The sequence below is a fragment of the Burkholderia aenigmatica genome, assembly GCF_048627025.1.
GTDB classification, from domain to species: Bacteria; Pseudomonadota; Gammaproteobacteria; order Burkholderiales; family Burkholderiaceae; genus Burkholderia; species Burkholderia aenigmatica.
Genome location: NZ_CP184469.1, coordinates 483046 through 497422 on the forward strand (window position 1 = coordinate 483046; position 14377 = coordinate 497422).

At 67.3% G+C, this 14377-nt stretch carries 16 protein-coding genes and 1 tRNA gene; 6 read left to right on the forward strand and 11 right to left on the reverse strand.

The window, feature by feature from the left end; genetic code table 11:
• Window position 1: 1 nt before the first annotated feature.
• A complete protein-coding gene (locus ACN8ZM_RS19215) occupies window positions 2–421 on the forward strand; it encodes an ExbD/TolR family protein (protein WP_043180240.1) in 420 nt (139 codons plus the stop codon).
• Window positions 422–725: 304 nt separating this feature from the next.
• On the opposite strand, the gene ACN8ZM_RS19220 is transcribed toward ACN8ZM_RS19215, so the two are convergent.
• Window positions 726–810 (reverse strand) — tRNA-Leu (locus ACN8ZM_RS19220).
• A gap of 141 nt (window positions 811–951) precedes the next feature.
• Between ACN8ZM_RS19220 and ACN8ZM_RS19225 the strand changes: the two genes are divergently transcribed.
• Complete coding sequence (locus tag ACN8ZM_RS19225; RefSeq protein WP_420212643.1) at window positions 952–2277, forward strand: leucine-rich repeat-containing protein kinase family protein; 1326 nt, start codon at window positions 952–954, stop codon at window positions 2275–2277.
• Between the two features lie 15 nt (window positions 2278–2292).
• On the opposite strand, the gene ACN8ZM_RS19230 is transcribed toward ACN8ZM_RS19225, so the two are convergent.
• From ACN8ZM_RS19230 to ACN8ZM_RS19265, 8 genes are all read right to left on the reverse strand, one after another.
• Entirely contained in the window at window positions 2293–2922 is a 630-nt protein-coding gene (locus tag ACN8ZM_RS19230) for a LysE family translocator (protein ID WP_420212076.1), read from the reverse strand.
• Window positions 2923–3021: 99 nt separating this feature from the next.
• Entirely contained in the window at window positions 3022–3195 is a 174-nt protein-coding gene (locus ACN8ZM_RS19235) for a hypothetical protein (protein WP_175021305.1), read from the reverse strand.
• A 31-nt stretch (window positions 3196–3226) separates the two neighbouring features.
• A complete protein-coding gene (locus ACN8ZM_RS19240; RefSeq protein WP_420212077.1) occupies window positions 3227–3673 on the reverse strand; it encodes a copper chaperone PCu(A)C in 447 nt (148 codons plus the stop codon).
• Between the two features lie 90 nt (window positions 3674–3763).
• Window positions 3764–4129 carry a copper homeostasis periplasmic binding protein CopC gene (gene copC, locus ACN8ZM_RS19245; RefSeq protein ID WP_420212078.1) on the reverse strand — a complete coding sequence of 122 codons (366 nt, stop codon included), beginning with the start codon at window positions 4127–4129 and terminating at the stop codon, window positions 3764–3766.
• Between the two features lie 302 nt (window positions 4130–4431).
• Window positions 4432–4809, reverse strand: a complete 378-nt coding sequence (locus ACN8ZM_RS19250) for a DUF2946 domain-containing protein (RefSeq protein WP_420212079.1) — start codon at window positions 4807–4809, stop codon at window positions 4432–4434.
• Window positions 4810–4901: 92 nt separating this feature from the next.
• Window positions 4902–5396, reverse strand: a complete 495-nt coding sequence (locus ACN8ZM_RS19255; protein WP_205823504.1) for an SRPBCC family protein — start codon at window positions 5394–5396, stop codon at window positions 4902–4904.
• A 58-nt stretch (window positions 5397–5454) separates the two neighbouring features.
• The gene (locus ACN8ZM_RS19260; protein WP_031398745.1) at window positions 5455–5757 is read right to left on the reverse strand and encodes a 2Fe-2S iron-sulfur cluster-binding protein; all 303 of its coding nucleotides are present in this window, start codon (window positions 5755–5757) and stop codon (window positions 5455–5457) included.
• Between the two features lie 88 nt (window positions 5758–5845).
• Window positions 5846–7768: a sigma-54-dependent Fis family transcriptional regulator gene (locus tag ACN8ZM_RS19265; protein ID WP_420212080.1), complete on the reverse strand. Its 1923-nt coding sequence runs from the start codon at window positions 7766–7768 to the stop codon at window positions 5846–5848.
• Window positions 7769–8104: 336 nt separating this feature from the next.
• On the opposite strand from ACN8ZM_RS19265, the gene ACN8ZM_RS19270 reads away from it, so the two are divergent.
• The 3 genes from ACN8ZM_RS19270 (at window position 8105) to ACN8ZM_RS19280 (ending at window position 11100) form a co-directional block, all read left to right on the forward strand.
• A complete protein-coding gene (locus ACN8ZM_RS19270) occupies window positions 8105–8380 on the forward strand; it encodes a DUF2964 family protein (protein WP_342352389.1) in 276 nt (91 codons plus the stop codon).
• A gap of 240 nt (window positions 8381–8620) precedes the next feature.
• A complete protein-coding gene (locus tag ACN8ZM_RS19275; protein ID WP_039366385.1) occupies window positions 8621–8911 on the forward strand; it encodes a DUF1488 domain-containing protein in 291 nt (96 codons plus the stop codon).
• Between the two features lie 230 nt (window positions 8912–9141).
• A complete protein-coding gene (locus ACN8ZM_RS19280; RefSeq protein WP_420212081.1) occupies window positions 9142–11100 on the forward strand; it encodes a tetratricopeptide repeat protein in 1959 nt (652 codons plus the stop codon).
• Window positions 11101–11207: 107 nt separating this feature from the next.
• Here ACN8ZM_RS19280 and ACN8ZM_RS19285 read toward each other — a convergent pair whose 3' ends face one another.
• On the reverse strand, window positions 11208–12509 hold the full coding sequence (locus tag ACN8ZM_RS19285) for an NCS2 family permease (RefSeq protein ID WP_043180211.1): 1302 nt from the start codon (window positions 12507–12509) through the stop codon (window positions 11208–11210).
• 790 nt (window positions 12510–13299) lie between these two features.
• Here ACN8ZM_RS19285 and ACN8ZM_RS19290 point away from each other — a divergent pair.
• Window positions 13300–13578: a hypothetical protein gene (locus tag ACN8ZM_RS19290; RefSeq protein ID WP_011354312.1), complete on the forward strand. Its 279-nt coding sequence runs from the start codon at window positions 13300–13302 to the stop codon at window positions 13576–13578.
• 160 nt (window positions 13579–13738) lie between these two features.
• Here the strand turns inward: ACN8ZM_RS19290 and ACN8ZM_RS19295 are convergent, their stop codons facing one another.
• The gene (locus ACN8ZM_RS19295) at window positions 13739–14113 is read right to left on the reverse strand and encodes a DUF2917 domain-containing protein (RefSeq protein ID WP_420212082.1); all 375 of its coding nucleotides are present in this window, start codon (window positions 14111–14113) and stop codon (window positions 13739–13741) included.
• Window positions 14114–14377: the final 264 nt, after the last annotated feature.

The following is a 14377-nucleotide window of genomic DNA, read 5'->3' on the forward strand; positions in this document are numbered from 1 at the left end:
CATGGGCATGAACGTTTCGTCGGGCACCGAGCCGGACGTGATGGTGGACATCAACACGACGCCGCTGATCGACGTGATGCTGGTCTTGTTGATCATGTTGATCATCACCATTCCGATCCAGATGCATGCGGTCAAGATGAATCTGCCGGTGGGCGACGCGCCGCCGGCCGCGAAGCCGGAGATCGTGCAGATCGACGTGGCCGCAGACGGTGCGGCGTCGTGGAACGGTGCGCGCCTGCCCGATCGCGCGGCGCTCGAAGCGAAGCTCGCGCAGGTCGCGGCCGAACCGGTGCAGGCCGAGATCCGGCTCCGGCCGGACCGGCAGGCGCCGTATCGCGACGTCGCCGCCGTGCTGGCGTCCGCGCAGCGCGTGGGGGCGACGAAGATCGGGCTGATGGGTAACGAGCAATACATGCAGTAGGCGCGACGTGCGAGCGGGACGGCGTGCGCGTGAAGACCGATGCGATCGCTTTGGGGCGGGAGAGACGTTGGCGAAGGCAGGTGCTCGCGGCGCACGACTTTCTCGCCTGCCACGTGGTGTTTCGTGCAACCGAGGTAGTCGAGAACGGATACGGCTGGAGGCGAGGTCGCGACTGCGTCTGTTTCGCGCTGGAGCAAGTCCGGCGAAACCTATTGCGAGTCCAGCGAACGGGAGCGTGCAGCAGAACACTGCGGAAGGGATGGCGCGTTGCCGGCCCGTACTTGACGGGCTGGAGCGCATCATTTGGTGCCGACGGCGAGACTCGAACTCGCACAGCTTTCGCCACTACCCCCTCAAGATAGCGTGTCTACCAATTTCACCACGTCGGCACTGCAAGGGGCGCAATTCTAGCGCGACGTTACGCGTTTGTGAAGGGGGTGTGACACGATCGTCGGATGCGCGCAGGCGATCCCGGTAGAATTCGGGCGATCGACCCGACGATCGTCGCAACCGCAACCCGTTTTCTTCGCGTGACAGACACCCTCGAACAACTGCAGGCCGGGCAACTCGCCGGCGCACGGCAACTCAAGCTCGCATGCGGGTTGACGGAATTCCCGCGCGCGATCTTCGAACTTGCCGATACGCTCGAAGTGCTCGATTTGACCGGCAATGCGCTGTCCGCGCTGCCGGACGACCTGCCGCGGCTGCACCGCCTGCGCATCCTGTTCGCGTCCGGTAATCGCTTCACCGCGTTCCCCGGCGTGCTGGGCGCGTGCGAGCAGCTCGACATGATCGGTTTCAAGGCGAACCGGATTCAAACGGTGCCGCGCGGATCGCTGCCGCGCGCGCTGCGTTGGCTGATCCTCACCGACAACGCAATCGACGAACTGCCCGCCGACATCGGCGACTGCTCGCGGCTGCAGAAGCTGATGCTCGCGGGCAACCGGTTGCGTGCGCTGCCCTCAGAAATGGCCGCATGCCGCGCGCTCGAACTGGTGCGGCTGTCGGCGAACCGGCTGGACGAATTGCCCGACTGGCTGCTGCGCCTGCCGCGCCTCGCGTGGCTCGCCACCGCAGGCAACCCGTTCGGCGCCGCGCCGGAAGCGGCGGCGTCGGCCGGGCCCGAGGTCGCGGATGTCGACTGGGCGTCGCTGACATGCGAGCAGAAGCTGGGCGAGGGCGCGTCGGGCGTCATTTACCGCGCGCAGTGGCGCGCGGACGGGCATCCGCCACGGACGGTCGCGGTCAAGCTGTTCAAGGGGGCGGTAACGAGCGACGGCCTGCCCGATTGCGAAATGGCCGCGTGCCTGCACGCCGGCCGCCACCCGAACATGATCCCGGTGATCGGCAAGGTGAGCGGGCATCCCGACGGCACGCACGGCCTCGTGATGGAACGGGTCGATCCCGCGCTCACGAACCTCGCCGGGTCGCCGAGCTTCGCGTCCTGCACGCGCGACGTGTATGCGGCCGACGCGAGTTTCGAGCCGGCGGCAGCGATGCGGATCGCGCACGGCATCGCGTCGGTGGCGGGCCATCTGCACGCACGCGGCATCATGCATGGCGACCTGTACGCGCACAACATCCTGCACGACGGCGAAGGCGGCGCGCTGCTCGGGGATTTCGGCGCAGCGTCGCTCTATGATGCGAACGATCGCACGCGCGGCACCGGGTTCGAACGGCTCGAGGTGCGGGCGTTCGGCTATCTGCTCGGCGAGTTGCTCGCACGATGCGAGCCGCGCACGTGGGCCGGCAGGAGTGCGCTCGATGTGCTCGCGGAGGCGTGCCTGAATGAAGACATCGATGCGCGGCCGTCGTTCGGCGAGATCGCGGCCGAGCTGGCCGCGCACGCACGCTGACGGGAGCGCGGCGCCTTACGCCTGCCGCGCAGTCAGCAGCTTGATCCCGAGTCCGACGAACAGCAGCCCGCTGGCCCGCTTGAGCGTACGCACCGCGCGGCTCATGCCGAAGCCGCGATGGAACCGGCGCACGCCGGCCGAATAGACGCTGTGAACGACCACGACGGTGCACGCGATCGTCGCGTACATCACGACGAACTGCAGCGCGAGCGGGCGGTCGTGCACGATGAACTGCGGCATGAACGCCGACAGGAAGATCATCGTCTTCGGATTGCTGCCCGAGACGAACAGCGCTTCGCGGAATAGTTTCCTGCGGTCGGGCACGGCGATCGCCGCCGCGCCGGTCGAAGCGGCGGCCTTGCGGTCGCCGCGCAGTTGCCGGATCCCCAGGAACATCAGGTACGCGGCGCCGACCACCTTCATCGCGACGAACAGCGGCGGCATCGCGGCCAGCACCGCGCCGACGCCGAGCGCGACGAGCAGCACGACCACGCCTTGCGCGACGAGATTGCCCGCGATCGTCGCGGCCGTGCCGTGCGTGCCGTAGCGCACCGTGTTGCGGATGACGAGCAGCACGTTCGGCCCCGGCGACAGCGTCGTGGCGAGATAGGCTGCGGCGAACAGCATCCAGGTCTGAAGGGACATGCGGCGCTCCGAGAGGCGGTTCCGGCGGTCGGGATGAAACGATGATGCCACGCCAATAATTGACGCAGGCTTCCGCCGGAACCGTGCCGTCGCAGCGTGTCAGCTTGCGTCGCGCATGCAGTACGCAGGGATCGACGGTGGCGTATCGATCGCGGCGGGCCGCGTCATCCACGCGATCCACCCGGCCCACATCCCGCAGACGATCATCACGGCGACGTTCAGCGGCGTCCGGTAGCGGACGATCAGGTCGGCCAGCGGCAGGCGGTGTTTCATGTGCGTCTCCTTCGATCGGGGGCGATGGGTGTTACTGGCCGGCGTAGGTCGGCGCCTTCGCGTCGCAGGTCACGGACACCGTCGAGCCGTCCGCGAAATGCAGCCGGAACGGCACCTTCGCGCCGGGCGCGACGGCCTGGCGCGGTTGCTCCAGCATCACGTGATAGCTCTTCGGCTTGAAGGACACCGTGCCGTGCGCGGGGACTTCGACGGTGTCGACGTGAACCATCTTCGCGGTGCTGCCGTTCGTCTGCGTCTCATGCAACATCGCCATCCCGTACGCAGGCGTGTCGAGGCCCGTCAGCGTGACGGGGGCGTCGCCGTCGTTCTTCAGCGTGAAGTAGCCGGACGACGGCACGGTCGCCGGCATCGCGCGGATCCAGCAGTTTTCTGCCTGCACGGCCGATGCGGCGAACGTGGCGGGGGCTTGCAGTGCCAGCAGTGCGAACAGCAGGGCGGTCGGAATCGAGCGTTTCATGGTTGGTTCTCCTTATGGATGGATGCAGTGGATGCAGCGGGTAGGGGCAGCGACGCGACCGGCGCGGCACGCCGATGCGCATCGCGAACCTCATTTCAGCGTGAACGCGTAGTGGCCGTGCGTGCGATGGCCGTCACTGGCCACCGCGATCCACGCGACCGTATACGTACCGGCCGTCAGGCTGGTCAGCGCGACCTGCATGCGCTTCCGGTTGCCGGCATCGACGGACGATTTCCCGTCGACGACCGACTGCCCGTGGCTGTCGGTGACGGCGATCGAGCTGAAAGCCGGCTCGAGCGCTTCGCTGAACCCGATCGTGACCGCGTGCGGCGCGGTCGACAGCGTGGCGTTGGCGGCCGGTTCCTGCGTCTTCGGGAGCGCATGGGCCTGGGCGGCCTGGATGGCGACGAAGCCGAGTGCGGCGAGTGCGCCGCGAACGAAGGGGGTGGTTTTCATGATCGAGTGTGCGAGTGGCGAATCGGATTGAGCAACACGGATTCGACGGACGGATGCACACGCACCATCTCGGCAGCACCGATGGCGGCCGATGCCGGCGCGAACGTGCGCGGCTCGACGTTCGCCCGCGGGCGAAGGTCGGCGCGACACGCCGGACCGGAAGCGGCCAGCCGCACGCACGGCACGGCGCCGCGCGCAACACGGTGAGACATGATCGTCCTTCGAAACGTGACACGTCACGCACGCCGGCGGCGTGCGCGAGCCACGCGATGCGCGACGGCATCACGGGCGTTGACGACGAATCAGGACGGGAACGGAGGGGCGCGCGGTTGCGCGGCCGTGAGCGGCAGCGCGCGGCGCAGGCTTTCGAAGCGGGTCGCTTCGCGATGCTGAATGACGTGCACGTTGGCCGCGAACGTCAGTTCGGGCACGGGCAGTGCGGGTGTATGAGCAAGGAGGCTGCAATAGCCGCATGCCTGGAGGTGGGCCTGCAGGCTTTTCGGCGACGCATCGGCGGAGCGCTCGCCAGTGGCCGGCGCGGCCGTGCAGTAGCCGGCCAGCAGCGTATCGACGCGCTGTTGCGTCGTCAGTGCCTGCGAGATCGTCGGCGCGAGCGCCGTCATCAGGATGGCGAGCATCCCGATCAGACTGCCGATCTTCCGGAGGCGACGACTCAGCATGCGATGCGCGGCGACGTTTGGACGACGATGGAGCGGATTATGCCACGCACGTCGATGCGCATGTCGGCACGGACGTGCGGCGTGGCGGCGCGCTATGCATGCTTCGCCAGGTATTTCGTGATCAACGTCATCTGTGCGGCCCAGCCGTGATCGTTCATCTCGCGCGCCTTCGCGCGGCGCGTTTCGATCAACTGATCGAAGCCCGTTTCGGTGACGGTGAGCAGCGTGCCGCCGCCCTGTGCGGCGAGCGCGAACGTGACGAGCGTCATTGGCTCGGACGTGTAATCGAAATTCGGATCGATCGCGAACGGATGCCAGCGAAACGAGAACAGGTGCTTCGGCTCGACGCGATCGACGACGATTTCGAACACCGTGCCGGCATAGGGCTCTTGTGCCTTGGCGACATCATCGTCGACGCGTGTCGGCGTGATGCGGCCGAACAGCGGCTGGCCGGCCGCGAACGGCCCGTCGAACGTGACGCCGAACCACTGGCCGAATTCGCCGGAATTGCTGACGGCTTCCCACACGCGGTCGGGCGATGCGTTGAGCAGCGCCTGCTTTTCGATGCGATCGGTTTGCTGGGTCATGACGTTCTCCACACAGGATCAACCTTGGCAGGACGGCACGCGCGAGCGCGCGCCGCGTCTAGTCGAGCATGACCGCGTCGGGCACGTCGAGCACGAGGTCCGACGTCGCGACGGCCACGCACGGCAGTGTATAGCCGTCGGCTTTTTCCTCGCGGCTCAGCCCCGGCCATTCGATCGTGTAGCGTACGCTGCCGCTGACGATCCGGCAAAGGCAGCTTCGGCACGTGCCGTTGCGGCACGAACGCGGCAGCGACACGCGCGCGAACGCGGCGGCTTCGAGCAGCGTCAGCGAATCGGGCGCATCGAAGGTCGCGCCGAGCGGCTCGATGCGCACGAGGGGAGGGTGTTCCGGATCGGTCATGGCGGAGGCAGCGGCGGGCGGCGGTTCGGCGGCAACGCGCCAAGCATACCCGAACGGGCTGGCGGCCGGCGCCGGCCAGCCGCTGGCGTCAATGGCGGCGCAGGTGCCGGTACACGGTATTGCGGGCGAGACCGAGCTCGCGCGCGGCCGCCGACACGTTGCCGCCATGCCGCGCAAGCGCGGCATCGATCACCGCGGCCTGATGGCTTTGCAGCGTCGCTCCTTCGCGCGCGCGGGCCGATGCGGGCGGCGTTGCGGTGGCAGGTGCGGCCGGCGCGGCCGGCGTCGCCGGTGCGTCCTCGCAGTCGAGCCAGAAATCGTCGGGCAAATGGGCGAGCGTGATTTCCGCTTCGTCTTCGGCCAGCATGCCGGCCGTGCGCAGCACGTTGGTCATCTGGCGCAGGTTGCCGGGCCAGCGGTGGCGCGTGAACGCGTCGAGCACGTCGGCCGCGATGCGGCGCGGCATCGGTTCGCTGCGCGCGAGCCGCGCGAGAATCCGCTCGACGAGCGCGGGCAGGTCGGTGCGGGCGGCAAGCGCCGGCAGCGTGACCGCGAGCCCGTTGATCCGGTAGAACAGGTCTTCGCGGAACGTGCCCTCCGCGATCATCGCGCGCAGGTCGCGATGGGTCGCGCAGACCACCCGCACGTCGACCGGCACGGCACGCGCGCCGCCGAGCGGCATCACCGCGCGTTCCTGCAGTACGCGCATCAGCCTGACCTGCTGTGCGAGCGGCATGTCGCCGATTTCGTCGAGAAACAGCGTGCCGCCGTCGGCCTGCACGATCTTGCCGGGGCTGCCGCGCTTGCGCGCGCCCGTGAACGCGCCGTCCTCGTAGCCGAACAGCTCGGCCTCGATCAGCGAATCGGGCAGCGCCGCGCAGTTGACCGCGACGAACGGGCCGTCCGCGCGCGGCGATGCCTGGTGCAGTGCGCGGGCGAGCCATTCCTTGCCGGTGCCGGTCTGGCCGAGGATCAGCAGCGGCAGGTCGCGGCCGCGGATCTTCGCGACGCGTTCGAGCACGGCGGCCATGCGCGCGTCGCCGGTGTCGAGCGTCGCGAACGTGATCGCGTCGGGATCCGGCGTGCGCACGCGTGCGGCAGGTGCGGGCGGCGTGACGGCGACGGTGGTCTTGTGCGCGTCCGTGTATTCGCAGCGCGCCAGCACGCGTACGCCGGTCGACAGCGTGAGGCGGAACAGCGCGCCGGGGGCGCGTGCCGCCTGCTGCGCGAGCTGGCCGAAGCGCATGCCGAACAGCGCGTCGCTGGCCTGATGCTGCAGTGCGTCGAACGACGCGCCGAGCTGGAATTGTGCGCTGCGGTTCGCGGCGAGCAGCCCGCCGTCGGGCCCGAATGCGACGAGCCCGGCGAACAGCGAATCGACGCATTCCTCGTGCGCATGAAAGCGCAGCCGCAAGGCTTCCGCGCACTGGTTCGCGAACAGGTGGTTCTCGATCAGTTGCGCGGACATCCGCACGAGCGCGAGCGTATGCGGGCTCGAGCCGCGCGGATCGCCGCTGACGTCGAGCGTGCCGAGCGTGCGGCCGAACGGATCGAAGATCGGCGCGCACGAGCAGGTGAGGATATGGTTGGCGTGCAGGAAGTGTTCGTCGCCGTGCACGGCGACGGCCTGGCCCGATGCGAGCGCGGTGCCGATCGCGTTGGTGCCGCGCGCGCCTTCCGCCCACGAGACGCCGGTACACAGCGCGACGCGGTTGGCTTTCTCGATGAAGTCCGCGTCGCCGATGCTGTGCAGGATCACGCCGTCGGCGTCGGTCAGCAGCACGAGGCTTTGCGTGTCGGCGATTTGCGCGTGGAGGTTTTCCATCACCGGGCGCGCGTGCGAGAACAGCGCGTGATTCGTGTCGAGCAGTTCGCGCAGCGCGATGCGCGACAGCGGCGAGAAATCGGGGCGTTCGTGCGCGCGCAGGCCGACCGCGGTCGAACGCGCATGCGCCTGCGCGAGCAGGTCGGTGCGACCCGCGGTGGCGGGCAGCACGAAGGGTTGCGGCATGACTTGTCTCCTGTCGGCAGCAGTTAGCGCTTTAGCGCTTACTGATGCCCCATGCTTCGCGGTCGGCCCCGGTTAGCGCTTTCGCACTTACTCGAGCCCCATGCTTCGCGGTCGACCCCAGTTAGCACTTCAACGCTCACCCAGGCCCCATGCTCTTCGAAATTGGCTGATTCGGCACACGCACCCTCGCCGAAATCCTCCACAGATTCCCGCCCCCGCGTGCGGCGCACCATCGGTGTGCGAACGGCAACCATCCGGGTACGCATCATCATACAAGCGCTGCGTACGATGCGCGACCGCGAACAAAATCCCCTTGCTTTTAAACGGCCGCCTGCAATGATGGAAATGGAGCACGCACGCGCCGTGTTCCGCATTGCAACATGCATGCGACGCGACATGCATCCGTTCGGGAGAGGCATCATGGTTCGGACGGAACTGAGAGTCGTGCTGGCGGCCATCGCCACCTTCATCATGCTGGGCGGCATCGCCGTGGCGATCCACGGGCTGCTGTTCGATCTGACCGATGCGGTGCGATACGGGGCGGCTGCGATTGCGCTGGGCGCCACGACCGCTGCCATTGCGCTCAACGTCTGGCCGACCGATCCTCACTGACGCCGGTTTCCGAAACGGTGCCGGATGCCGCGCTGATCTGAGGAAATGCGCGTCGGAACGACGCATGCCGGAAAATTTGTCTCCTGCGCGAAACCGTCTAAAGTGGAAAACAACCGGCATGCATTGTCCGCGCCTATCCCCGCGGGCCGTGCCTCCGTCGGCGAGCCCGCGTACATTTCGTCCGGCCGGTAGCGGACGACGGACGCGGTCATTCGTTTTCTACCGGTCGAGGCGGCTCCCATGCAGATCCATTTCACGAACGAGAAACCCGAGTATTCGGGGCGCGACCTGATGCTTGCGTTCACGGCGTTGGTCAATGGCGAGCGCGTCCAGTGTCAGATCACCGCCGAGGCGCTGGAAGATCACTTCGGCGCGGCGTCGCCGCGTTTCGAGGACATGGTCGGCGCATTCGACCAGCACCGCGACCGTATCGAGGCGGCTGCACGGCGCCTGCTGTCGGAGACGCGCGCGCAATGCGTGACGCTGCGCAGCGGCTACGTACGCTTCTACGAGGCCAACTGGCGCGGATGACACGACGCTCGTCTTGCGGCGCGCGTCGCTAAACGCGGCGCACACGAAGACGTTGCCTTTCACGCAATGCCGTTCGGCGGGGCCGGGCGGCATTTTCGTATGCGGGCCGCACCGGATTGCTGCTGCACCGGGGCGGCTGCTAGTGTGCCGACACGAACCGGCATCTCGATTCGTCAGGATCGCAGAGAAAATCATTCGAATACCAACACAATAAAAAGAGGGCACCGCACGTGGATACTCGTTCGGGATGGGGGAAGGCGCGCCACCTGCTGGCAGGCGCATGGTTGCTCGCAGCCGGCATGACGATGGCCGATGGGGCGGTTCGATCGGATGACGACGCGATCGGTCAGCTCGCGCCAGGTGAGGTCGACGTCGTCGCGGGCGACATCACGACGGGCGGCATCGTCGTGGCGCCGGGCCGCGTTGCGACGCCGTGTCATCGGCTCGCAGGCCGGCCGGCATTCGACATCGCATCGGCCGATGGCCGCCGTCATCCCGCGCGTCTCGTCGCGGGCAACCAGGATCGGGACATCTGCATCATCGAAGCGACGGATCTCGACGTCGCCGCCGTGCCGTTGACGGCGCGAAGTCCGGAATCGGCCACGACCGCCTATCTGGCGGGCGCGCGATTCGGCCGTCGCGATCCCGTTGCGCTGCGCGCGTGCTGCCATGCATGGGCGGCGGACGACGGCATACATTCCGGTGTGCTCGCGTCGCCGAATCCGGCGGCGCCGCACCTGCCCGAACCAGGGGCCGGCGTCTACGACGAGCAGGGCAATCTGATCGGCATGGTGGGCACCCGCGCGGACAATGCCGCGTCGCTCTATATGGTGCTGCCGGTCGAGTGGATTGCGACCGTGGCGGCGCGGATGCCGGCCGTCGACCTGCCGCTCGAAGCGACCGCATGGATGAGCCAGTCGCGCGCGTACGCGGTCGCGAACGACGTCGACGGGTTGATTCGCCATGACCTTGCATGGACGGTCGCGCGTCCGCACAGCGCCTGGGCATGGAACAACCTCGGCAATGCCTATCGCACGAGCCGGCTGCCCGATCGCGGCGCGCTCAGCCTGGCCGCCTATCGCCGTTCGGTCGAAAACGATCCGTCATACGCATTCGGCTGGGCCTCGCTCGGCAACACGTATGCCGAGCTGGGGCAGATGGATCGCGCGCTCGACGCGTTCAATGCCGGCATGCGTGCCGATCCGTCGGACGCGATGCTGCCGATGAATCTCGGCATCGCGTATTTGCGGCGTGGCGACAAGGCCGATGCGCGACCGTTGTTCGAACGGGGCGTACATGCGCTGTCCGGGTCGCGCCAGGCCGATGCGTGGACGCTGCTGGCCTCGACGCAGCCGGACGCCCAGGCCACCATCGGCGTGCTGAACGACGGCTTGAAGGCGTTTCCCGACGATGCGCGGCTTTGGTACGCGCTCGGCCGTGCGCAATACGACCTCGGCCACCTCGCGGACGCGATCGCCAGTTACCAGCACGCGCTGAAGGTGCAGAAGGCGGGCGATCCCGCCGCGACCGCGCGCATTCAGGGCGCGCTCACCCAGGCGTATGCGCTGCAAGGCCAGTCCGGCAACGCGTCCAGTGCGATGCACAGTGCGGTTGAAGCGGCGCCGGACAATGCCGAATACTGGTTGCGGCTCGGTGCGCTGTACATGACACAGTCGAACTATGTCGATGCGTTGAGCGCGCTCGACCGAGCCATCAAGCTGAACGACGGCGACGTGAGGGCATGGCGGATGCACGGCGTGACGCTGGCGCAACTGGGCCAGCATGCGCAGGCCGTTGCATCGTTCCGGCGCGCGGTTGCGCTGGACGACTCGCTGGCGGCGGGGTGGGTGGTGCTTGCGGGCGAACTGAACGTGATCGGCCAGCCCGACGAAGCGTCGGCCGCGGCTGCGCGTGCATTGAAGATCGATCCGTCGAACCGGTTGGCGCGGGAGGCGATGGGCATCGCGGCGATTCGCGGCAAGCGGCCCGATGCGGCGGTCGGGATCTTCGAGGAAATGAACCGCGCGTATCCCGATGACGCGCAAGTCATGGCGAACCTGGCGGTCGCTTATCGCCGCACCGGGCGGGTCGATGACGCGATGCAGTTGTATCGCCGCGTCAAGATGGTCGATCCGACGCTGGCGCAGCGGCTGTACGACGACGAACTCAAGGGCGTCGCGACACCGTAATCCGCGCGGACAAGGCGGTACGGCAGTCATGGCATGCACAACGAAAAACGCCACCCGAAGGTGGCGTTTTTTCGTCGTGCATCCTGCATCGCGCCGAGGCGCCGTCGTCACTCGCTGCCGAGATAGAAGAAGCGGAACAGGAACACGGCGGCGATGATCCACACGATCGGCTTGACCGTGCGGGCCTGGCCCGTCAGCAGCTTGAGGCCGGCGTATGCGATGAAGCCGAACGCAACACCGTTCGCGATCGAGTACGTGAACGGCATCAGCAGCGCGGTCAGCGCGGCCGGCACGGCTTCCGTTGCGTCGTCCCACGGTACGTCGACCATCTCGCGCAGCATCAGGCACGACACGTACAGCAGTGCCGGTGCCGTGGCGTACGCCGGCACGACGCCGGCGAGCGGCGCGATGAACAGGCAGGCGAGGAACAGCACCGCGACGGTGATCGCCGTCACGCCCGTGCGGCCGCCGGCCTGCACGCCCGACGCGCTTTCGATATACGCGGTGGTCGACGACGTGCCGAGCACCGAGCCCGCGACGATCGCCGTGCTGTCGGCGAGCAGCGCCTTGTTCAGGCGGTTCATCTTGCCTTCGACGAGCAGGCCCGCACGGTTCGCGACGCCCATCAGCGTGCCGGTCGCGTCGAACAGCTCGACGAGGAAGAACACGAGGATCACGTTGATGATGCCGGTCGACAGCGCGGCGCGGATGTCGAGCTTGAACAGCGTTGCGTCGATCGACGGCGGCGCGGAGAACACGCCGTGGAACTGGTTGTCGCCGAAGAAGAACGACAGGATCGTGACGCCGATGATGCCGATCAGGATCGCGCCGCGCACGCGCAGGTGGTCGAGCGTGACGATCGTGAAGAAGCCGATGATCGCGAGGATCGTGTCGTGCTTGTGCAGGTCGCCCAGCGTGACGAGCGTGGCCGGGTTGCCGACGATCACGCCCGACGTCTTCAGCGAGATGATGCCGAGGAACAGGCCGATACCCGCGGTGATCGAGATCCGCAGCGATTTCGGAATGCCGTTGACGATCGCCTCGCGCACGCGGAACAGCGTGACGAGCAGGAACAGGCAGCCGGAGATGAACACCGCGCCGAGCGCAGCCTGCCACGGGAAGCCCATTCCCTTGACGACCGTGTACGCGAAATACGCGTTCAGGCCCATGCCGGGTGCGCACGCGATCGGGTAGTTCGCGTACAGCCCCATGATGAGCGACGCCAGTGCCGCGACGAGGCAGGTCGCGACGAACACGGATTCCTTCGGCATGCCGGCGTCGCCGAGGATCGCGGGGTTGACGAAGATGATGTAGGCCATCGTCAGGAATGTGGTGACGCCCGCGAGTATTTCGGTGCGGAAGTCGGTGCCGGCTTCAGCGAAGCCGAAATACCGCTTGATGGATTCCATGAAGGCGTTTCTCCGGTCGGGTTGTCGTGTTGCTTGTTGTGCCGAATTGTTGTAAAGGCAGCGCGCGGCCGGCTTACTGTAACCAGCCACTATTGCCCGGCTATCGGCGGATTGTAATAGCGCGGATAGCTCGGACGATATAGTTGGAGGGCACGATCGCGCGATCGATCGGCTGCCTGCGCGCGAACGGTCTGGCAGCCCGGCCGCGCGGCGAAGGCGCGCATTTTACCGGTTCGGACGGAGCGAACCGGAAGAAATGGCGGAAACGGGAGCGGGGCACGTGAACGAGGCCGGCCGGTGCGTGCGCAACGGCATGCAACACGGCACGCGCGGCGGATCGCGCGTGGCAGGTGCGGGATGACATCCGACTGAAACGGAGTGCCCGCATGCTGCACGAATGCGTGGCGGGCGGCGCGTGCGCGCAAACGCACGTGCGCGGCCGGTGCGGATGCCCGGCAGCGGCGTGCAGCGGCCATTCGTCAGTCCAGGCGGTGGCAGATATCGGGCTATCGTGCGCCGAAGCCGTCCCGCCCGCAACTGTCATTTCGCGAAGCGGGGGCGACTGTGGTTTCTGTGTAAAAGATTGCAAGACCCCATCGCGTAAACCGGCAAGTCTTTCTAGGATAGATACACCGCGCATGCACACGCCGGCCGGTAATTGCCGACGCGGGGGAGTCGCAGTCCGTGCAGGCCGGGCGGTGAAGTGCGGTCAAGGCCGTTGCGCGTTCGGGCAGGCACGGCCGATTGCGATTGCCCGATGCGGGTTCGTCCGTAAATCACGGAGGTCAGCATGTTGAACTGGATCAGCCGTTGGGCGATGCGACACGCCCCCACGCCGGAAAAAACCGCTGCGTCGATGCTCGTGACGGCGCGCATGGAACTGTTCGCTGCCGAACAGCGCGTCATCGACGCGAAATTACAAGCGGATTACTGGCGCACACGTGTGTCATTCCTCGAGGAGGTGCAGAAGCAGGGCATCGATCCGTGGGTGACCTCGCAGGCAGCGCAACGCCCCGACCTCGAGTCCACTCCCCGAAGCACGGGCCCGCGTCTCGCCGCCAGCACCTGATGCACCTGTTGCATCCCGTCGCTGCGCACGGCGCGCGATCGCGCGCGGCACGCACCGGCGTGCCGCGTCATTCGATGCGCACCTGCGGCGCGTTACGCCGCAGGTGCGTCCGTTTCCGGTCGCGGCCGCTCCGCGTCTCACGCGCCTGACGGCGCGTCGCTCATCCGCTCCTTCTCCCTGCCCCGAAGAGCAAACGTTGCACCAGCGCGAACGTGCGCCTGACGCGCTCACCGCGCTGCACGAACGCGGTCGTGATCGTCGCTTCCGCCGACCGGTCGGCATCGGTGCCGAGCCAGATGCGTTCGCCGCGTGCGATGCGCAGCACGTCGCCGGGCTGTACCCAGCAATCGTCGACGTTCGGCGGGCGCGTGACCCACAGCGCCGCGCCATACACGCGGAGCTCCGCGTCCTGCGGCGCACGCCACGTCAGCGTCGCGCGCGGCGCGATCGCGAAACGGATCACGACAGTCGGTAACGCGATCGTGCCGGCGCGGCGCCGATCGGGACGGTCAAACAGCGGGCTTGCCTGGTCCATCGTCTTCTCCATTCAGTGAGCCGGACGGATGACGCGCACCAGAACAAAAAGGCCTCATCCGTTTCCGGTGAGGCCTTGTGTGACATGCGGTACTGCTCGATTGCTAACGCACAAGCGCCTCCCGTGAACCCTGCGATCGAAGGTTCATCGAGCAATGAATCGCGACGGCGATTAGCGTGTACGTAGGCATGCGAACGAGTTTGTCTGCGTGGCGCGGCGTTGTCAACGACAATTTTCGGGATAGGCGAGCGCGATGCATCGACA